A 19,034-nucleotide genomic window follows, 5' to 3' on the forward strand; every position below is an offset into this window, starting at 1 on the left:
AAGAGAGACCGAAGAAAGGGCTTGGTGGGTTAACCCCATCGGCCTATGCCGAGCAACTGGCCTCGAAAGCCGTTACATTGACCCAGGACTCTAAAGCCAGCTGCTACTGAAGACGGGGAGACGTCGCATCTACTGCTTCGCCCGACCCAGCCACGCCTACTGGGACCTCTCGCCGGGGATCGATTTCGAGACCCGCCTGATCGCCAAGACCAACCTCGCCGAGCGCCTGGAGCAGGAGCTGTCCAAGCCCGGCTACGTGCCGCAGCCCCTGGCGCTGGGGGTCAACACCGACGCCTACCAGCCGCTCGAGCGCGACCAGCGGCTCACGCGCCAGGCGCTGGAGATCCTGCTGCGCTTCAAGCATCCGCTGCACATCATCACCAAGAGTTCGCTGGTGCTGCGCGATCTGGACCTTTTGGTGCCGCTGGCCGAGCAGCGGCTGGTGACCGTATCCCTGAGCCTGACCACCCTTGACGACGAGCTCAAGCGCATCATGGAACCGCGCGCGGCATCCCCGACGGCGCGCCTGCGTACCCTGCGCACATTGAACGAGGCCGGTGTGCCGGTCAGCGTGATGTGCGCGCCGATGATCCCGATGATCAACGACATGGAACTGGAGCGGATGCTGGAAGCCGCGCGCGAGGCCGGTGCGCGCTCGGCCGGCTACGTGCTGCTGCGCCTGCCCCATGAGGTCGCGCCGCTGTTCGAGGCCTGGCTCGGTGAGCACTTTCCGGACCGGGCCGCCCATGTGATGAGCCTGGTGCGCCAGTCTCGTGGTGGCAAGGACTACGACAGCCGCTTCGGCACCCGCATGCGCGGGGAGGGCCACTTCGCCGAGCTGATCGCCCAGCGCTTCAAGCTCGCCTGCAAACGCTTCGGCTACAACCGGCGCGAGGACAACTACGGGCTCGATTGCAGTCGGTTCGCTCCGCCCGGACAGCAGCTGAGCCTGATCTAACCGGGCGCCGAGCATTGCAGGGATGGCCTATTGCCTGCCTGAAAGCCGCGTGCCAGAGCGGCGCGTTCAGGTTCGTTTAAGTTTGTGAGGCTAGCCTCGTGGCGAACGTGACCCGTCGGTCACGACCACAGGAGGCTTGAGCATGAATGATTGCACCCTACCGGCCAGCACCCCGGAAGACCTGCCCGTCACGCCGAGCGCCGACGAGGCGCTGAACCAGGTCGTCGAGGGCTTTCGTCGCTTTCGCCGGGAGGTGTTTCCCGCGCAGCAGGCGTTGTTTCGTCGGCTGGCCAATGCCCAGCGGCCGCGGGCGATGTTCATCACCTGCGCCGATTCGCGAATCGTCCCCGAACTGATCACCCAGAGCGCGCCGGGGGACCTGTTCGTCACCCGCAACGTCGGCAACGTGGTGCCGCCCTACGGGCAGATGAACGGCGGGGTGTCCACGGCGATCGAGTACGCGGTGATGGCCCTCGGCGTGCAGCACATCATCGTCTGCGGCCATTCCGATTGCGGGGCGATGAAGGCGGTGCTCGATCCGCAGACCCTCGAACGCATGCCGACGGTCAAGGCCTGGCTGCGCCACAGCGAAGTCGCCCGGACCGTGGTCGAGCAGAACTGCGCCTGCAGCGGACACGAGGGCCTCGGCGTGCTCACCGAAGAGAACGTGGTCGCCCAGCTCGATCACCTGCGCACCCATCCCTCGGTCGCCGCGCGGCTTGCCAGCGGCCAGTTGTTCGTTCACGGCTGGGTGTACGACATCGAGAGCTGCGACATTCGCGCCTATGACGCGCGCCGTGGCGTCTTCCTGCCGCTCGACGGCGAAGGCCCGGCGCCGGTCGCCACGCCGCGGCCGCGCTACCAGCCGGCCTGATCCGTCCTGTCTCGACGCCGCGCGTCTGCCGGCGCTGCGGCTGCCTCGTGTTTTGCTCCAGGGAGAGACCGCTTCATGTCCATCCAATCGCTCAAAGCCACCTTGCCGCGCGATGCGCTGGCATCGCTGGTGGTATTTCTGGTGGCGCTGCCGCTGTGCATGGGTATCGCCATCGCCTCCGGCATGCCGCCGGCCAAGGGTCTGATCACCGGTATCGTCGGCGGGCTGGTGGTCGGCTGGCTGGCCGGTGCGCCGCTACAGGTCAGCGGCCCGGCGGCGGGCCTCACCGTGCTGGTCTTCGAGCTGGTCCAGCGGCACGGTGTGGCGATGCTCGGGCCGATCCTGCTGCTGGCCGGGGCGCTGCAGTTGATGGCCGGGCGCCTGCGGCTGGGCTGCTGGTTTCGCGTCACCGCACCGGCGGTGGTCTACGGGATGCTCGCCGGCATCGGCGTGCTGATCGTGCTGTCGCAGATTCACGTGATGCTCGACGCCACGCCCCGGGCATCCGGCCTGGATAACCTGGGCGCGTTCCCGACGGCGGTGGGCGAGGCCTTGTCGCTTTCAGGAAGCGGCAGGGAGGCGGCGCTGCTCGGTCTGCTGACCATCGCCGTGATGTGGAGCTGGGACCGTTTCGCCCCGCGTCGCCTGAAGCTGCTGCCCGGCGCCTTGATCGGTGTGGGACTGGCGACCCTTGCCGGGCTCTGGTTCGGCCTGGAGGTGCGCCGAGTCGAGGTGCCAGCCAATCTTGGCGAGGCGATCGACTGGCTACGGCCGGACGACCTGCTCGCCCTGACCGATCCGCATCTGCTGGTGGCCGCCGTGGCGGTGGCCTTCATCGCCAGTGCCGAGACGCTGTTGTCCGCCGCGGCGGTGGACCGCATGCACCAGGGGCCGCGCGCCGACTTCGATCGCGAGCTGTCCGCCCAGGGTGTCGGCAACATGCTCTGCGGCGTGCTCGGCGCGCTGCCGATGACCGGGGTGATCGTGCGCAGCTCGGCCAATGTCCAGGCCGGTGCGGCAACCCGCCTGTCGGCGATGCTGCACGCCGTCTGGCTGCTCGCTGCGGTCGTCCTGCTGGGCGCCTTGCTCGAGCGGATACCGGTGGCGAGCCTGGCCGGCGTGCTGGTCTACACGGGCCTGAAGCTGGTCGACCTCAAGGCGCTGCGTCACCTCGGCCGCTACGGCCGAATGGCGATACTGATCTATCTGGCCACGGCGTTGGCGATCGTCACCACCGATCTGCTCACCGGCGTGTTGCTCGGTTTTGCGCTGACCCTGGTGCAGCTCGCCTGGCGCGCTTCGCGGCTGGACATCTCGCTGCGTCGCGATGGCCGCGACGTGGAGCTGCAGCTGGACGGCGCGGCTACCTTCCTCAAGGTGCCGCAGCTGGCGCAAACCCTTGAGACGCTGCCGCGAGATGCCCGGCTGCACGTGCCGCTCGAGCGCCTCGGTTACATCGACCATGCCTGCATGGAGCTGCTCGAGGAATGGCAGCGCGCCAACCGCGCCAGCGGCGGGCGGCTGATCATCGAGCCACGCGACCTCGAACGACGGGTCGAGGGGCAGGGTAGCCAGGGCGTCGGGATGGCGACGGCAGGGGGGAACTAAAGCCTGCCGCCCGGCCCCCAAGACCCAGGTTTGCTCACGATCCGGAGGACGCTTGGATATTTTTCTCGACCTGCTGCAGTGGCCAGCGATGCTGATCACGGTCGCCGCCGCCTGGCTGATCGGCTCGCTCAACCCGCGGCGCCGTACGGTGGGATTCTGGTGCTTTCTTGCGAGCAACGTGCTGTGGGTCGTATGGGGGCTGTACGCCAGTGCCTGGGCGCTGATCGCCCTGCAGGTGTGCCTGGCGGTCATGAACATCCGCGGCGTGAAGAAGAACGATCGCGACGACCGCCAGGCCGAGGCGCAACGCACGGCCTGAACCACGTTCTGTCACCGCGCGCCGGCTCCTCCGGCGCGTCCCGCCGCTTGCCAAAACCCCCGCTCCGGCATCGCTCGGCTAGCGCAACGCCTCGGACGGCGCGGCGTCGGGCGATAGTGTTGCGTCAAATTGCCAGAGCCGCATCGCTGTCTATACTCCGGAAACGAAGGCGTGACCAGTTGAGTTCCGACGGTGCGACAGCACGGGTCTGGCGACCGATTTATCGGGGGTGGCCAGACGGGCCTTGCTTAGGCTTTGTTCGGGAAACGCAGGGCGTCCACGTGTAAGCGGCCAGGCAAGGTGCGCGAAGGCGATTCGTCGTTTACGGAGTAAGCGATGCGACGCTTTCGGCGCGGCGGCGGCAGCGCGGGCACCGATCGTTTTCAGAGGCTGTAAACCAGTCGGCGGGATAACAATAACCATAAGGGGAACCCGCAATGACGCGACATCCACGAGTCTGGATGGGCCTCGGGCTGTGGCCGGCCGCAGGCCTGGCCGAAGCGGCCTGGGATGTGAATATGCGAACCGGGGTGACGGACGTCAGCCATTCGGTTTTCAACCTTCACATGACCATCTTCTGGATTTGCGTAGTCATCGGCGTGCTGGTGTTCGCCGCGATGTTCTGGTCGATGCTCATGCATCGGCGCTCCCAGGGCCATCAACCGGCCCACTTCCATGAAAACACCCGCGTCGAGGTGCTCTGGACCATTATCCCGCTGCTGATTCTGGTCGGCATGGCGATACCAGCCACGCGCACGTTGATGCACATCTACGACACCAGCGAGTCGGACGTCGACATCCAGGTCACCGGCTACCAGTGGAAGTGGCACTACAAGTACCTGGGCGAGGACGTCGAGTTCTTCAGCAACCTGACCACCCCACGCGACCAGATCAACAACCGCGAGGCCAAGGGCGAGCACTACCTGCTGGAAGTCGACGAGCCGCTGGTGATTCCGGCCGGCGCCAAGGTGCGCTTTCTGATCACCGCCGCCGACGTCATCCACTCCTGGTGGGTGCCGGACCTGGCCGTGAAGAAGGACGCCATTCCCGGCTTCGTCAACGAATCCTGGACCCGCGTCGAGCGCCCCGGCATCTACCGCGGCCAATGCACCGAGCTGTGTGGCAAGGACCACGGCTTCATGCCGGTGGTGGTGGAGGTCAAGTCAGCCGAGGACTACGCCGCCTGGATCGGCGAGAAAAAGGAAGAGGCGGCGCGGATCAAGGAGCTGACCAGCAAGGACTGGACCCTCGAGGAGCTGATGGCCCACGGCGAGAAGGTCTACCAGACCAACTGCGTCGCCTGTCACCAGGCCAGTGGCGAAGGGATGCCGCCGACCTTCCCGGCGCTCAAGGGCTCGCCGATCGCCACGGGTGAAGCCCAGGCCCATCTGGACATCGTCGTCCACGGCAAACGCGGCACTTCGATGCCGGCCTTCGGCGGCCAGCTCTCGGAAGTCGACATCGCCGCGGTGATCACCTACGAGCGCAACGCCTGGGGCAACAAGGTCGGCGACATGGTCCTGCCCAAGGATGTGCTTGCCTTCAAACAGGCCGACGAAGCCAGCCAATAAGAGGAGTGCCGAGATGAGTGCAGTGATCGACGATCATGGTCATGCCGGACACGACCATCACCACGGCCCCGCCAAGGGCCTGTCGCGCTGGCTGTTGACCACCAACCACAAGGACATCGGCTCGATGTACCTGTGGTTCAGCTTCTGCGCCTTCCTGCTCGGCGGCTCGATGGCGATGGTGATCCGCGCCGAGCTGTTCCAGCCGGGTCTGCAGATCGTGCAGCCGGAATTCTTCAACCAGATGACCACCATGCATGGCCTGATCATGGTCTTCGGTGCGGTGATGCCGGCCTTCGTGGGCCTGGCCAACTGGATGATCCCACTGATGATCGGCGCGCCGGACATGGCCCTGCCGCGGATGAACAACTTCAGCTTCTGGCTCCTGCCGGCCGCGTTCGGGCTGCTGGTCAGCACGCTGTTCATGGAAGGTGGCGGGCCGAACTTCGGCTGGACGTTCTACGCGCCGCTGTCGACCACCTATGCGCCCGAATCGGTGACCTTCTTCATCTTCGCGATCCACCTGATGGGCATCAGCTCGATCATGGGGGCGATCAACGTGGTCGCGACCATCCTCAATCTGCGTGCCCCCGGCATGACCCTGATGAAGATGCCGCTGTTCGTCTGGACCTGGCTGATCACCGCCTTCCTGTTGATCGCGGTGATGCCGGTGCTTGCGGGCGTGGTGACCATGATGCTGATGGACATCCACTTCGGCACCAGCTTCTTCAGCGCCGCGGGCGGTGGCGATCCGGTGCTGTTCCAGCACGTGTTCTGGTTCTTCGGCCACCCCGAGGTGTACATCATGATCCTGCCGGCGTTCGGCGCGGTCAGCTCGATCATCCCGGCGTTCAGCCGCAAGCCGCTGTTCGGCTACACCTCGATGGTCTATGCGACCGGGGCCATCGCCTTCCTCTCGTTCATCGTCTGGTCGCACCACATGTTCACCGTCGGCATCCCGCTGGTGGGCGAGCTGTTCTTCATGTACGCGACCATGCTCATTGCCGTGCCCACCGGGGTGAAGGTGTTCAACTGGGTTTCGACCATGTGGCGCGGCTCGCTCACCTTCGAGGCGCCGATGCTGTTCGCCGTGGCCTTCGTCATCCTCTTCACCATCGGCGGATTCTCCGGGCTGATGCTGGCCATCGCTCCGGCGGACTTCCAGTACCACGACACCTATTTCGTGGTGGCGCACTTCCATTACGTGCTGGTGCCGGGGGCGATCTTCGGCATCTTCGCCTCGGCCTACTACTGGCTGCCGAAGTGGACCGGGCACATGTACGACGAGACCCTGGCCAAGTTGCATTTCTGGATGAGCTTCGTGGGCATGAACCTGGCGTTCTTCCCTATGCACTTCGTAGGGCTGGCCGGCATGCCGCGGCGTATTCCCGACTACAACATGATGTTCGCCAACTTCAACATGATCTCGTCCATCGGCGCCTTCATGTTCGGCGCGACGCAGCTGTTGTTCCTGTTCATCGTCATCAAGTGCATTCGCGGTGGCGTGCCGGCTCCGGCTAAACCCTGGGATGGTGCCGAAGGGCTGGAATGGTCGGTGCCGTCGCCCGCGCCTTACCACACCTTCCAGGTGCCGCCGGACATGACCGACGTGCATGAACACCGCAAGGGCACTGGTGGGGAGCTGACGCCGTGAAGCGCGAGCCGCGCGCAGAGGCGCGAGACCGCGTCGCCCCCTCGCGGTCAAGATCGCTCCCACGAAAGCGGAGCCCGGCGCCTTCCCGTGGACTGCGGGCTTTTCGACCGCAGGTCCATCCGATCCACCTCATCGGAGGGTGTCATAGATGAACGCTGAACTACCGTTGCGCAAACTGGTGCTGCGCCTGGTTTTGGTGGTGATCGTGATGTTCGGTTTCGGCTTCGCGCTGGTGCCGATCTACGACGTGATGTGTCAGGCATTCGGCATCAACGGCAAGACGTCCGGATCGGCCTGGACCGGTTCGCAGGCCGCCGACGAGGCGCGCGAGGTGCGGGTGCAGTTCCTCGCCACCAACGCCTCGGGCATGGTCTGGGAGTTCAAGCCGGTGGCCGACCAGGTCAGTGTCCATCCGGGTGCTTCCCAGGAGATGCGCTTCATCGCCTACAACCCCACCGACAAGCCGATGACCGCCCAGGCGATACCCAGCGTTTCGCCATCCAAGGCCGCTGCCTATTTCCACAAGACCGAGTGCTTCTGCTTTACCCAGCAGGTGCTGCAGCCCGGCGAGCGGATCGAAATGCCGGTGCGCTTCATCGTCGATCGCGGCCTGCCGGCCGAGGTCCGCCACCTGACCCTGGCCTACACGCTGTTCGACATCACGTCCCGCCAGCCGCCGGTTGCCCATACGGGTGGCTAAGGAGCCCAGCATGACTACCACGCACGAGAATTATTACGTCCCGGCGCAGAGCAAATGGCCGATCGTCGCGACCGTCGGGTTGCTGACCACGGTGTTCGGTCTGGGCAGCTGGCTCAACGACCTCAAGGCCGGGCGCGATGAATCCAATGGGCCGATGATCTTCTTCATCGGCGCGCTGCTGATCGCCTACATGATGTACGGCTGGTTCGGCTCGGTGATTCGCGAGAGCCGCGCCGGGCTCTACAGCCCGCAGATGGATCGCTCGTTCCGCTGGGGCATGAGCTGGTTCATCTTCTCAGAGCTGATGCTGTTCATGGCGCTGTTCGGCACGCTGTTCTATATCCGCTATTGGACCGGCCCCTGGCTGGGTGGCGAGGGCGAGAAGGGCATCAGCAACATGCTCTGGCCGAATTTCGAATACACCTGGCCGCTGCTGGAAAACCCCGACCCGAAACTCTACCCGGCACCCAACGGGGTCATCGGCGCCTGGGGCCTACCGCTTATTAACACCGTGCTGCTGGTGACCTCCAGCTTCACCCTGACCTGGGCGCACCATGCGCTGAAAAAGGGCCATCGCAAACACCTGAAGATCGGCCTGGCGGCGACCATCCTGCTCGGGGCGATCTTCCTGATCCTGCAGGCCGAGGAATATATCCACGCCTACACCGAGCTAGGCCTGACCCTGGGTTCGGGGATCTACGGCGCGACCTTCTTCATGCTGACCGGCTTTCACGGTGCCCACGTGACCATGGGCGCGATCATCCTCACGGTGATGCTGGTGCGGGTGATGCGCGGGCATTTCGACGCCGAGCAGCATTTCGGCTTCGAGGCGGCGGCCTGGTACTGGCACTTCGTCGACGTGGTGTGGATCGCGCTGTTCGTCTTCGTCTACGTGCTCGGCACCTGAAACGGGCGGTGGTCATAGCCGCCCAGTGAGGAACCCCCAGGCCATCAGGGCAATGGTCAGCGCGCTGAGGGCGACGCGGACGAAGAGGGCGGTCACCACGCGGGAGGTCTTGCCCTCGTCCTTGACCAGAAAGAACAACCCACTGAACAGACTGACCAGCGTGGCCACTAACGACAGGGCAATTGCCATCTTGAGCATGAGCGACTCAGCGACAGGGGGAGGTGCGGTGCAGTATAGCCAGTCGAATCGACAGCCAGCCAAACGTGGATTGGCGCGGTTTCGGCCCGGTCTGGTGCCCACGCTGGTGGTCATCATGCTGCTGCCGGGGCTCTTATGGCTGGGCTTCTGGCAGCTCGAGCGCGGCGACCAGAAGCGCGCGCTGCTCGAGCGACAGGAGGCCCGCCAGCAAGCCGAGCCGATCGGCCCGGAGCAGGTGGAGCAGATCGACAATCCGGCCTATGTGCGAGTCCAACTGCAGGGTTCGTTCGATGCCGAGCACAGCTTCCTGCTCGATAGCCGTACCCGCGACGGTCAGGTGGGCGTCGAGCTCCTGCAACCGTTTCAGGACCAGCCCAGCGGCCGCTGGGTGATGGTCAACCGCGGCTGGCTGCCCTGGCCCGATCGGCGGATACCGCCGGTGTTCGATACGCCGGATCTACCGCTGAAGGTCACGGCCTGGGTCTATGCCCCCTCGGGCAAGCCGTTCGTGCTCAACCGCAGGCCCGCCGAAGGCTGGCCGCGGCTGCTCAACCATGTCGATGTGAATGAACTGTGGGCTGTGCTGCAGCGCGACGGGCTCGGCTACGAGGTCCGCCTGGAGCCGGGGTCTGGCGCGTACCGGGTGGACTGGCCGGTGACCACCATGCTTCCGCAGCAACACGTCGGCTATGCGGTGCAGTGGTTCGCGCTGGCCGCGGCCCTCATCGCCCTGTTCGTCTATTTCGGCCTGCACCAGGCCAAGGGAGACCGCCATGACCGCCATGAATCCGACCGTCGCGCCCCCTGATCGCCGCCGAAGCCGCGGGCGCTGGCAATTGCTGGCGATCATAGCGGTGGTGCTGGGGCCGATGCTGCTGGCTTCGAGCATGTACCGCTTCGGCTTCTGGGTGCCACAGACGCGCACCTTCGACGGCGTGCTGATCGGCAATGGGCAGGGCCGCGCGGAACTGGGCATCCAGGCGCCGGCCGACCCGCACTGGCAACTGCTGGTCACCGCGCCGGCCGGCTGCGCCGAGGCATGCCGACAGCTGGTCTATCTGGCGCGCCAGATCCACGTGGGGCTGGGGCGCGAGGTCACTCGGGCGGGCCATGCGCTGGCGCTCGCCGAGCCGCTGGATAGCGTCTACGAGGAGAAACTGGCGGCCGAGTACCCGCAGCTCAAGCGTTACCCGCTCGATTCGAAGGTTTATCAACGCAGCGGCACGGCGCCGGCCGAGCCGCAGCTGTGGATCGTCGACCCGCACGGCAATCTGGTCCTGCGTTACGACGCCAGGACGCCCGGCAAGGCGATTCTGGAGGACCTGCGCTACCTGATGAAGATCTCGCAGATAGGCTGAAACGTTTAGAAAATCTCGCTGCTAAGCAGAAATTGGAATTACCAAAGCGGGTCGCTGCCTAAGCGGGACCTGCCAGGAGAACCCGATGGCCAGACCCGGATACCGTCTTGCCCTGCTCGCCACTGCGCTCACCGTCGTGGTGGTCCTGCTCGGTGCCTACACGCGGCTGACCCACGCCGGTCTCGGCTGCCCGGACTGGCCGGGCTGCTACGGTTTTCTCGGCGTACCGATGAGCGAGCACAAACAGACCCTGGCCGCCGAACGCTTCCCCGACGCGCCGCTGGAAGTGCACAAGGGCTGGAACGAGATGATCCACCGCTACTTCGCCGGCGCGCTGGGGCTGGTCATCCTCGGCCTCGCGGTGCAGGCGGTGCGTCGACGCCATACTCCAGGCCAACCCGTCCGGCTGCCGCTGCTGGTGCTCGCGGTGGTTATCGCGCAGGCGATCTTCGGCATGTGGACGGTCACCCTGCAGCTCTGGCCACAGGTGGTCACCGCGCATCTGTTGGGCGGTTTCGCCACGCTGAGCTTGCTGTTCCTGCTCTGTTTACGTCTGTCCGGCGGGCTGGCACCGCTGCCGGGACTGTCGCGCCGGCTGCGGGCCTTCGCCGCGGTCGCGCTGCTGTTGGTGATCGGCCAGATCGCCCTCGGCGGCTGGGTCAGCGCCAACTACGCGGCCGTGGCCTGCGTCGACCTGCCGACCTGCCACGGTGAGTGGTGGCCGGATATGGACTTCGCCAACGGCTTCCACCTGACCCAGCACATCGGCCCCAACTACCTCGGCGGGATGCTCTACAACGAGGCCCGTACCGCTATCCACATGTCCCACCGCCTCGGCGCGCTGACTCTGACCCTGGTGCTGCTGACGCTCGCCGCCCTGCTCTGGCGCCAGGGGCTCGGCCGGCTGGCCGCTCTGCTGGTCGCGGCGCTCGCCGTGCAGGTGACCCTCGGCATCAGCAACGTCCTGTTCCACCTGCCGCTGGCGGTCGCGGTGGGCCACAACGGTGGCGGCGCCGCGCTGCTACTGGTGCTGGTACTGGTCAACTACCGGCTGCGGCCGCTGCGCGCCAGCCAGCCTGAGGCCGCGCCCGCGCAAGCCCGCGCGCATTACGTCCCGACGCGCCCATTCCCTTTGCCCCAACGCACCCCATAAGGAGAACACCATGGCCACGCTAGTCAGAGAACGACCGGCCAGTGCCGGCTGGCGCGACTACCTGGAGCTGACCAAGCCGAAGGTGGTGGTGCTGATGCTGATCACCTCGCTGGTCGGGATGTTCCTCGCCACGCGTTCGGGCGTGCCCTGGACGGTGCTGCTGTTCGGCAACCTCGGTATCGCCCTGTGTGCCGGCGGGGCGGCGGCGGTGAACCACGTGGTGGATCGGCGCATCGACGCGGTGATGGCCCGCACCCATCGTCGCCCGCTGGCCGAGGGCAGGGTTGGCCCGGTGCCGGCGCTGCTGTTCGCACTGGTGTTGAGCGCGGCGGGCATGGCGCTGATGCTGACCTTCACCAACGCGTTGGCGGCCTGGCTGACACTGGCCTCGCTGGTCGGCTACGCGGTGATCTACACCGGATTTCTCAAGCGCGCGACACCGCAGAACATCGTCATTGGCGGGCTGGCCGGCGCGGCACCGCCGCTGCTCGGCTGGGTGGCGGTCACCGGCCATATAACGGCCGAACCGCTGCTGCTGGTGCTGATCATCTTCGCCTGGACGCCGCCGCACTTCTGGGCGCTGGCGATTCACCGCAAGGCCGAATACGCCGAAGCCGACGTGCCGATGCTGCCGGTGACCCACGGCGTGCAGTACACCAAGGTGCACATCCTGCTCTATACCGCAATGCTGCTGGCGGTGAGCTTCATGCCCTTCGCCATCCACATGAGCGGGTGGCTGTACCTGGCGGCCGCGACCCTGCTGGGCGCGCGCTTTCTCTACTGGACCATCGCGCTGTACCGGGAAAGCCGGCCGCATGCGGCGATCAGCACTTTCAAGTTCAGCATCTACTACTTGTTCCTGCTGTTCATCGCGCTGCTGGTCGATCACTATCTGATGCTTGCCCTCTGACCCACAGGCTCTCGATGACCCGCATTCAAAAAACCGTAGTGGTGCTCGTCGCCGTGGTCGCCCTGATCGTCGGGCTGACTGTGAACCGGGTGCTCAACAGCAGCGTTCAGGCCAACCCGGCGGCGCTGCTCGACGCCGGTATCGTGCTCCTGCCGCAAACGCGGCCCATGCCGGACCTGAGCCTCACCGACGAGAACGGCCAACCGGTGCGGCTCGACCAGCTCGAGGGCCGCTGGACGCTGCTGTTCTTCGGCTACACCTTCTGCCCGGATATCTGCCCGGCCACCCTGGCCGAGCTGCGCCAGCTCCGCAGCGGGCTGCCCGAAGCGCTGCGCGACCGGGTGCAGCCGATCCTGGTGACCGTCGACCCGCACCGCGACACGCCTGAGCAGTTGAAGCAGTACCTGGGCTTTTTCGGCGCGGGCTTCAAGGGCCTGACCGGGCCGATGGAGGGAATCCAGACGCTGGCCGATGCCGTGGGTATTCCCTTCATTCCGGCCGACACCTCGACGGAGAACTACACGGTCGATCACAGCGGCAACCTCGCTCTGATCGGTCCCGATGGCAGCCAGCACGGCTTTATCCGGGCGCCGCTCAAGACCGACAAGCTGGCCGAGCAGCTGCCGAAGCTGATCGGGCGCGACGGCTAGCGCGCTTAGAGCGGCCGGTCAGATCGACCAGACGACATTCACCGACGCGTTGCGCCCCGGCTGGGTCAGACGGTCGAGGTTGGCCGGCGCGAGGAAACCCGCCTCCCCGGTGCTGTCGTAGCCGCGCACGTCATCCCACAGCCAGTATTTCTTGTCGGCCAGGTTATAGAGCCCGGCGTTGAGCGTGATGTCAGGCGTGATGCGGTAGTAGCCGGTCAGGTCGACCACGCCGAAACCGGGGGTGTGGAACTGCGTGGTGCCGTCTGCGGCGTTGTAGGTGGTGTCGTCGACCCGGGTCTTGCGTCGCACCAGCGTCCAGTTGAGCAGGGCGCCATAGGTGCCCTCGGCCTGGTCGTAGCCGACGCCGAACACGCCGGTGAGCGGGTTGACGCTGTTGATCGGTCGGCCGCTGTCGCGGTTCTCGCCCCAGGCATAGGCGACGGAACCCTGGGTATAGAGTCCCGCCGGCAGGCCGAACCCGCCCAGTTCGAGCCGTCCCTCGGCCTCGGCGCCGCGGATGACCGCCTTGTCGATGTTGGTGGACTGGAAGGTGGTGTAGCTGCCGCCGCCGCCCAGCGCATCCTCTTCGATGAAGTCGCGGTAGCGGTTGTAGAAGGCCGCCAGGCCGAAGCGGCCATGGTCGAAGCGCCCGCGCAAGCCCACTTCGATGCCCTTGCTGGTTTCCGGGTCGAGGTTCGAGTTGCCGATGACCTGGTAGCCGCCGCTGTCGTTGGTGAAATTGCCGTACAGCGCCTTGGCCGTGGGCGTTCGGAAGCCTTCGGCGTATTGGCCATAGACGTTGTACTGGTCGCTCAGGGTGTAGGTGATGCCGAGCTTGGGCGAGACGCGGTGCCAAGTCTTTTCGTCCAGGTCGATCTCGTCGGCGCTGACCGTGGACAGGTAGGCCGCGGTTGCCTTCGGGTCCAGCGTCTCGTGGTCGTAACGCAGCCCCGGCAGGAAGGTCCAGCGCCCGTATTCGATGCTGTTCTGAACGAACAAGCCCCAGGTCTGCACGGTAGGATCGGGGAAGTCGCTGGCATATAGCGTGGTGTTGGTGCCGGTGCGCAGGCCGGTGACGTCGCTGTGTTCGTAGCTCAAACCGTAGGTCAGCAGGTGTGCGGTCGAGCCGATCTCGAAGGCCTTGTCGAACTGGTTATCGAGTTTCCAGCTCTGTTCCTGATAGGTGGTCTTGCGATAGCGGCTGGTGGCGCTGTTGGGCTGGTAGGTGCGCTCGTCGGTGCCGGCGTTCTGGTAGCTCAGCCGCGCGGTCCAGGTGTCGACCAGCGACGAGTCGAGCGCCAGGCGATTCTCCAGGCTGTAGCGTTCGCGTTCGATTTCGTTGACCACGTTGCGGCCGAGGTAAGCCCGGGTCGGGAAGCCGAACAGGGCGTTCGGCGAACTCAGGATGTCGCCGTCCATGCGCGCGCGGTAATGCTCGTAGGTCAGCTTGAGCGCGTTCGCCTCGCCATAGCGGTAGCCGAGCTTGGCCAGCACGTTGTAGGCCTCGTTGTCCTCGGGGTTGGCCTCGCTGCGGCCGGTACCGGTGCCGCCGACATTGCCCCGGGTCTCGGTTTCATCCCCGCTGCGCCTGCTGTAGTGCAGCAGCCCCTCGAACGCATCCTGGCGACCGGCCACGGTGGCCGAGCCCAGCCAGCTCCTGTCGGCCGAGCTGTAGCCAGTTTTCAGGCGCGCGCCGAGGTCCTGGCCCGGCTTGATGACGTCGGACGGATCGAGGGTGAAGTAACTGACGGCGCCGCCGATGGCGTTGCTGCCGTACAACGCCGAGGCGGGGCCGTGGAGGATTTCGACCGCGCGGATGATCTCCGGGTCGACGTAGTTGCGCCGGGTGTTGGCGTAGGGGCCGAAGGCGTAGGCGTCGGGCACCTCGACGCCGTCGATCTGGGTCAGCACGCGATTGCCGTCTATACCGCGGATGTTGTAGCCGCTGATGCCCGACGCGTGCCCGGTGCCGGACACCGAGGCGCCGGGTTGGTCGCGGACCAGATCCTTGATGGTGTTGACGTTGCGCTGGTCGAGCGCCTGACGCTCGATGACCGAGACGCTGGCCGGAACTTCATCGACCGAGGCCTGGGTGCGCGTCGCGCTGACGGTGGTGCTCGGCAACTGCATGGGCTCGGCGAGCGTCACCGTTGGCGCCAAGGCCAAGAACGCGAGGCTGGAAGCAAGGGAAGGGCGAGGCGTGGGCTTCATGGGTGCATTCCTGTGCAGATGGGCGGAGCAGATCCTAGGCCGCAATTCGTCGGATGTAAATCATTCTCATTTGATAATGAGAGTTAATTGCTTGTAAGCTGGGCCACCTCGGCCCGCCGCCGGGCCATCCCCTTTCTCTTTCAAGGAAGCTCAAGAGATGTCACTCACCGCCTCTCCTTCCGCGCTGTACCAGAACTGGCAGGCGCTGCGTCAGGCGCAGCCGGCAATACGAGCACGCGATGCGGCCGCGACACTGGGCGTCAGCGAGGCCGAACTGGTGGCCAGCCGCCTGGGTGTCGATGCCGTCCGCCTGCAGCCGAACTGGCGCGAACTGCTCCCAGAGCTCGAGCCGCTGGGCCGGATCATGGCGCTGACCCGCAACGAGCATTGCGTGCACGAGCGCAAGGGTGTCTACCGCGAGGTCACCATCGGTGGCGGCGGGCAGATGGGCCTGGTGGTGTCGCCCGACATCGACCTGCGGCTGTTCCTCGCCGGCTGGAGCAGCGCTTTCGCCGTGAGCGAGCAGACTCCGCGCGGGATGCAGCGCAGCCTCCAGGTGTTCGACCGCCAGGGCGTCGCGGTGCACAAGGTCTACCTCACCGAAGACAGCGACCTGGACGCCTGGGCTGCGCTGACCGAGCGCTTCGCCGAGCCTGACCAAGGCATGCCCCTCGACCTGCATCCGCGCGAGCCGGCACCCGCCGCCCGCCCCGACGAGGCCATCGATGTCGACGTGCTGCGCCTGGGCTGGTCCGAACTCAAGGACACCCACCACTTCTTCGCCCTGCTGAAGAAGCACGGCGTGCAGCGCACCCAGGCGCTGCGGCTCGCCGGGCGGGACTGGGCCGAGCGCCTGCCGCTGACCGAGCTGCCGATGCTGTTCGAGCGCGCCGCGACGGTACAGGTGCCGATCATGGTGTTCGTCGGCAACCGTCACTGCATCCAGATCCACACCGGCCCGGTAAACAGCCTTCGCTGGATGGACCACTGGTTCAACGTGCTCGACCCCGATTTCAATCTGCATCTGGACGTGCGCGGCGTGACCGAGCTGTGGCGAGTCCGCAAGCCGAGCAGCGACGGTGTCATCACCAGCTGGGAAGCCTTCGACGCCCAGGGCGAGCTGGTCGTGCAGCTGTTCGGCGCGCGCAAGCCGGGGATTCCCGAGCGGGACGACTGGCGCGCGCTGGCCGAGGCGCCAGCCGCCGTGGAGGCTTGAGCATGCGTGCCTGTCTAGGGGGCGTCCTGCTGGGACTGGTTTGCAGCGTTTCGGCTCACGGCGAGCCGTTGCCCCAGCGTTGGGTCAGCGCCGGTGGCTCGCTGACCGAATGGGTGGTGGCCCTCGGTGGCGAGCCCAGGCTGGTGGGTGTCGACACCACCAGCCAGCATCCGGCCTCGGTGCAGGCGCTACCGAGCATCGGTTACCAGCGCCAGCTCGCCGCGGAGGGCATCCTCGCGCTGCGCCCGGAAGTGCTCGTCGGCAGCGAGGAAATGGGCCCACCCACGGTGCTCGAGCAACTGCGCGGGGCGGGCGTGCAGGTGCTGACGCTTTCGGCGGAGCCGGATCTGGCTACCCTGTCGAGCACCCTTGAACAGCTTGGGCGCCTGCTCGGCGAACCGGCACGTGCCACGCGGTTGCTCGGCGAGTACCGGCAGCGCCTGACGCGCCAGGCCGAGTGGATTTCTTCCGCGCAAGCGTCGCAGGAGCCGCCCGGCGTGTTGCTGCTGTTCGGCCAGGGCGGCGGCAATCTGCTGGCGGCCGGCCAGGGCACCAGCGCCGACTGGCTGATCGGACAGGCCGGTGGGCGCAACCTGGCGGGCCACGGCGGCTTCAAGGCCCTTTCCAGCGAGACCCTGACCGCGCTCGACCCCGATGTGCTGATCATCACCGATCGCAGCCTCGAGGGTGCTGCGATGCGCGATGCGCTGCTCGCCCGGCATCCGGCGCTGGCCTCGTTGCGCGCCGTGCGCGAGTCGCGGATCTACAGCCTCGACCCGACCTTGCTGGTCGGTGGCCTCGGGCCGCGTTTGCCCGCCGAGCTGGCGGCGCTGTCCACAGCCTTTTATCCTCACGCGCAGGCCCTTACCGACATATCCCGATGACCCGCGTTTTGCCCCCGCGTCTGCTGTTCGCGCTGCTGGCGGTGCTGTTGCTGCTTTCCATCTGGCTATCGCTGGCGCTGGGGCCGGTGAGCCTCGCGGCGGGCGATACCTGGCGTGCCGTACTCAGCCTGGCGGGGCTGGGCGACTCCCATCCCCAGTTGGCGCAGGCCGAGCTCATCCTCGGGCAGATCCGTTTGCCACGCACCCTGTTAGGGCTCGCCGTGGGCGCGGTGTTGGCGCTGACCGGGGTGGCGATGCAGGGGTTGTTCCGCAACCCGCTGGCCGACCCGGGTCTGATCGGCGTTTCCAGCGGTGCCGCCCTCGGTGCAGCGGTTGCGATCGTCTTCGGCTCCGCGCTGGGTGGCCTGCCGGCGGCGTTCGAGCCCTATCTGCTGTCCGCGAGCGCCTTCGCCGGCGGGCTGGTGGTCACCGCCACGGTCTATCGCCTGGGCCGCCGCGATGGCCAGACCAGTGTCGCCACCATGCTGCTCGCCGGCATCGCGCTGACCGCCCTGGCCGGCGCCGCCATCGGCCTGTTCACCTACCTCGCCGACGACGCCACCCTGCGTACCCTGACCTTCTGGAACCTGGGCAGCCTCAATGGCGCGAGTTACGCCCGGCTTTGGCCCTTGCTGGTCATCGCCGCGGCGGTGGCGCTGTGGTTGCCGCGCCGCGCGGCCGCGCTCAACGCCTTGCTGCTGGGCGAATCCGAGGCGCGGCATCTTGGTTTTTCGGTGGAGCGGCTCAAGCGCGAGCTGGTGTTTCTCACCGCCCTGGGTGTCGGTGCGGCCGTGGCGGCGGCGGGGCTGATCGGCTTCATCGGGCTGGTGGTGCCGCACCTGATTCGCCTGCTCAGCGGGCCGGACCATCGCGTGCTGTTGCCCGCCGCGGCGCTGGCCGGCGCCAGCCTGCTGCTGTTGGCCGACCTGCTGGCGCGCCTGCTGCTGGCGCCTGCCGAATTGCCGATCGGCATCGTCACTGCGCTGCTCGGTGCGCCGTTTTTCCTGTTCTTGCTGGTGCGAGGCCGCAGCTGATGCTCAAGGCAGAGAACCTCGACGTACGGCGTGGCACGCGTAGCGTTCTGCAGGGAGTCGACCTGCAGCTGCGCGCCGGGGAGATCTTCGGCGTGCTCGGGCCGAACGGTGCGGGCAAGAGCACGCTGCTCGGTGCCCTCAGCGGCGAGTTGGAAGTCAGCGCAGGACAGGTTCTGCTGGCCGATCGACCGCTGGCGCAGTGGCCCTCACGCGAGCGAGCGCAGCGACTGGCCGTGCTGCCGCAGCAGTCCAGCCTGAACTTCGGCTTTCGCGTGGAAGAGGTGGTCGCCATGGGCCGGCTGCCCCATGGCGAAGGCCGTGCGGCGGACTTGCGCATCGTCGACCAGGCTTTGGCCGCGGCCGATGCGTCGCATCTCCAGGATCGCAGCTACCTGGCCCTGTCCGGCGGCGAGCGCCAGCGCGTGCACCTGGCGCGGGTCCTGGCCCAACTCTGGCCCGGCGCCGAGGGGCGGGTGCTGCTGCTCGACGAGCCCACCGCGGCCCTCGACCCGCTGCATCAGCACAGCACCCTGCAGGCGGTGCGCGGTTTTGCCGAGCGCGGTGCAGCGGTACTGGTGATCCTCCACGACCTCAACCTGGCGGCGCGCTACTGCGATCGCCTGCTGCTCCTGCACGAGGGGCATGCGCATCTGCAGGGTTCGGTCGAGGAAGTCCTGCAGCCGCAGCCGCTGCGCGAGGTGTTCGGCCTGGACGTGCTGGTGCAGCGCCATCCGGAGCGGGGCCATCCGCTGGTGGTGGTGCGCTGAGTTCCGAGCTGGGGTAGAAATGAAAAACCCCGCCGGAGCGGGGTTTTTGGGAGGCTGTCAGGCGA

The 19,034-nt window shown here is 66.6% G+C and carries 18 protein-coding genes and 1 pseudogene; 17 read left to right on the top strand and 2 right to left on the bottom strand.

Features of this window, described 5'->3' with window-relative positions:
- Positions 1-127 precede the first annotated feature (127 nt).
- From G7026_RS15395 to G7026_RS15430, 8 genes and pseudogenes are all read left to right on the top strand, one after another.
- Positions 128-958, top strand: a pseudogene (locus G7026_RS15395) (PA0069 family radical SAM protein); the annotation flags it as partial.
- Positions 959-1,100: 142 nt separating this feature from the next.
- A complete protein-coding gene (locus G7026_RS15400) occupies positions 1,101-1,832 on the top strand; it encodes a carbonic anhydrase (protein WP_181071807.1) in 732 nt (243 codons plus the stop codon).
- A 75-nt stretch (positions 1,833-1,907) separates the two neighbouring features.
- Positions 1,908-3,440, top strand: coding sequence for a SulP family inorganic anion transporter (locus G7026_RS15405; protein ID WP_181071808.1), 1,533 nt, complete (start codon positions 1,908-1,910; stop codon positions 3,438-3,440).
- 52 nt (positions 3,441-3,492) lie between these two features.
- Complete coding sequence (locus G7026_RS15410) at positions 3,493-3,759, top strand: hypothetical protein (protein ID WP_181071809.1); 267 nt, start codon at positions 3,493-3,495, stop codon at positions 3,757-3,759.
- 437 nt (positions 3,760-4,196) lie between these two features.
- Positions 4,197-5,330, top strand: coding sequence for a cytochrome c oxidase subunit II (coxB, locus tag G7026_RS15415; RefSeq protein ID WP_181071810.1), 1,134 nt, complete (start codon positions 4,197-4,199; stop codon positions 5,328-5,330).
- 13 nt (positions 5,331-5,343) lie between these two features.
- A complete protein-coding gene (ctaD, locus tag G7026_RS15420) occupies positions 5,344-6,981 on the top strand; it encodes a cytochrome c oxidase subunit I (protein ID WP_181071811.1) in 1,638 nt (545 codons plus the stop codon).
- A 148-nt stretch (positions 6,982-7,129) separates the two neighbouring features.
- Entirely contained in the window at positions 7,130-7,681 is a 552-nt protein-coding gene (locus tag G7026_RS15425; protein ID WP_181071812.1) for a cytochrome c oxidase assembly protein, read from the top strand.
- A gap of 10 nt (positions 7,682-7,691) precedes the next feature.
- Positions 7,692-8,588, top strand: a complete 897-nt coding sequence (locus tag G7026_RS15430; protein WP_181071813.1) for a cytochrome c oxidase subunit 3 — start codon at positions 7,692-7,694, stop codon at positions 8,586-8,588.
- 12 nt (positions 8,589-8,600) lie between these two features.
- Here G7026_RS15430 and G7026_RS15435 read toward each other — a convergent pair whose 3' ends face one another.
- Positions 8,601-8,786 carry a twin transmembrane helix small protein gene (locus tag G7026_RS15435; protein WP_138407900.1) on the bottom strand — a complete coding sequence of 62 codons (186 nt, stop codon included), beginning with the start codon at positions 8,784-8,786 and terminating at the stop codon, positions 8,601-8,603.
- 70 nt (positions 8,787-8,856) lie between these two features.
- Between G7026_RS15435 and G7026_RS15440 the strand changes: the two genes are divergently transcribed.
- From G7026_RS15440 to G7026_RS15460, 5 genes are all read left to right on the top strand, one after another.
- Positions 8,857-9,594 (top strand): SURF1 family protein, encoded by a 738-nt coding sequence (locus tag G7026_RS15440; protein WP_181072062.1) that lies wholly within the window; start codon positions 8,857-8,859, stop codon positions 9,592-9,594.
- A complete protein-coding gene (locus G7026_RS15445) occupies positions 9,569-10,144 on the top strand; it encodes a hypothetical protein (RefSeq protein WP_181072063.1) in 576 nt (191 codons plus the stop codon). The genes G7026_RS15440 and G7026_RS15445 overlap by 26 nt, the downstream gene beginning before the upstream one ends.
- A gap of 85 nt (positions 10,145-10,229) precedes the next feature.
- Complete coding sequence (locus G7026_RS15450) at positions 10,230-11,297, top strand: COX15/CtaA family protein (protein ID WP_181071814.1); 1,068 nt, start codon at positions 10,230-10,232, stop codon at positions 11,295-11,297.
- A gap of 10 nt (positions 11,298-11,307) precedes the next feature.
- Positions 11,308-12,207 (top strand): heme o synthase, encoded by a 900-nt coding sequence (cyoE, locus tag G7026_RS15455; protein WP_181071815.1) that lies wholly within the window; start codon positions 11,308-11,310, stop codon positions 12,205-12,207.
- 14 nt (positions 12,208-12,221) lie between these two features.
- Positions 12,222-12,857 carry an SCO family protein gene (locus G7026_RS15460; RefSeq protein WP_181071816.1) on the top strand — a complete coding sequence of 212 codons (636 nt, stop codon included), beginning with the start codon at positions 12,222-12,224 and terminating at the stop codon, positions 12,855-12,857.
- Positions 12,858-12,875: 18 nt separating this feature from the next.
- Here the strand turns inward: G7026_RS15460 and G7026_RS15465 are convergent, their stop codons facing one another.
- Positions 12,876-15,068 (bottom strand): TonB-dependent hemoglobin/transferrin/lactoferrin family receptor, encoded by a 2,193-nt coding sequence (locus tag G7026_RS15465; protein ID WP_181071817.1) that lies wholly within the window; start codon positions 15,066-15,068, stop codon positions 12,876-12,878.
- A 157-nt stretch (positions 15,069-15,225) separates the two neighbouring features.
- Between G7026_RS15465 and G7026_RS15470 the strand changes: the two genes are divergently transcribed.
- Genes G7026_RS15470 through G7026_RS15485 form a run of 4 tightly spaced genes read left to right on the top strand, consistent with a single transcriptional unit; the run spans position 15,226 to position 18,969 of the window.
- Positions 15,226-16,284, top strand: coding sequence for a hemin-degrading factor (locus G7026_RS15470; protein WP_181071818.1), 1,059 nt, complete (start codon positions 15,226-15,228; stop codon positions 16,282-16,284).
- Positions 16,281-17,168 (top strand): heme/hemin ABC transporter substrate-binding protein, encoded by an 888-nt coding sequence (locus tag G7026_RS15475; protein WP_375138209.1) that lies wholly within the window; start codon positions 16,281-16,283, stop codon positions 17,166-17,168. The genes G7026_RS15470 and G7026_RS15475 overlap by 4 nt, the downstream gene beginning before the upstream one ends.
- On the top strand, positions 17,165-18,202 hold the full coding sequence (locus tag G7026_RS15480; RefSeq protein ID WP_258190304.1) for a FecCD family ABC transporter permease: 1,038 nt from the start codon (positions 17,165-17,167) through the stop codon (positions 18,200-18,202). Before G7026_RS15475 ends, G7026_RS15480 begins: the two co-directional genes overlap by 4 nt.
- On the top strand, positions 18,202-18,969 hold the full coding sequence (locus G7026_RS15485) for a heme ABC transporter ATP-binding protein (RefSeq protein WP_181071820.1): 768 nt from the start codon (positions 18,202-18,204) through the stop codon (positions 18,967-18,969). Before G7026_RS15480 ends, G7026_RS15485 begins: the two co-directional genes overlap by 1 nt.
- Positions 18,970-19,034 lie beyond the last annotated feature (65 nt).

The organism is Stutzerimonas azotifigens (assembly GCF_013522725.1).
Lineage (GTDB): Bacteria > Pseudomonadota > Gammaproteobacteria > Pseudomonadales > Pseudomonadaceae > Stutzerimonas > Stutzerimonas azotifigens_A.

Coding starts and splice junctions, on each gene's coding strand:
- G7026_RS15400 (WP_181071807.1), top strand. CDS start 1,101: ATGAATGATTGCACCCTACCGGCCAGCACCCCGGAAGACCTGCCCGTC.
- G7026_RS15405 (WP_181071808.1), top strand. CDS start 1,908: ATGTCCATCCAATCGCTCAAAGCCACCTTGCCGCGCGATGCGCTGGCA.
- coxB (WP_181071810.1), top strand. CDS start 4,197: ATGACGCGACATCCACGAGTCTGGATGGGCCTCGGGCTGTGGCCGGCC.
- ctaD (WP_181071811.1), top strand. CDS start 5,344: ATGAGTGCAGTGATCGACGATCATGGTCATGCCGGACACGACCATCAC.
- G7026_RS15425 (WP_181071812.1), top strand. CDS start 7,130: ATGAACGCTGAACTACCGTTGCGCAAACTGGTGCTGCGCCTGGTTTTG.
- G7026_RS15430 (WP_181071813.1), top strand. CDS start 7,692: ATGACTACCACGCACGAGAATTATTACGTCCCGGCGCAGAGCAAATGG.
- G7026_RS15435 (WP_138407900.1), bottom strand. CDS start 8,786: ATGCTCAAGATGGCAATTGCCCTGTCGTTAGTGGCCACGCTGGTCAGT.
- G7026_RS15445 (WP_181072063.1), top strand. CDS start 9,569: ATGAATCCGACCGTCGCGCCCCCTGATCGCCGCCGAAGCCGCGGGCGC.
- G7026_RS15450 (WP_181071814.1), top strand. CDS start 10,230: ATGGCCAGACCCGGATACCGTCTTGCCCTGCTCGCCACTGCGCTCACC.
- cyoE (WP_181071815.1), top strand. CDS start 11,308: ATGGCCACGCTAGTCAGAGAACGACCGGCCAGTGCCGGCTGGCGCGAC.
- G7026_RS15460 (WP_181071816.1), top strand. CDS start 12,222: ATGACCCGCATTCAAAAAACCGTAGTGGTGCTCGTCGCCGTGGTCGCC.
- G7026_RS15465 (WP_181071817.1), bottom strand. CDS start 15,068: ATGAAGCCCACGCCTCGCCCTTCCCTTGCTTCCAGCCTCGCGTTCTTG.
- G7026_RS15470 (WP_181071818.1), top strand. CDS start 15,226: ATGTCACTCACCGCCTCTCCTTCCGCGCTGTACCAGAACTGGCAGGCG.
- G7026_RS15480 (WP_258190304.1), top strand. CDS start 17,165: ATGACCCGCGTTTTGCCCCCGCGTCTGCTGTTCGCGCTGCTGGCGGTG.
- G7026_RS15485 (WP_181071820.1), top strand. CDS start 18,202: ATGCTCAAGGCAGAGAACCTCGACGTACGGCGTGGCACGCGTAGCGTT.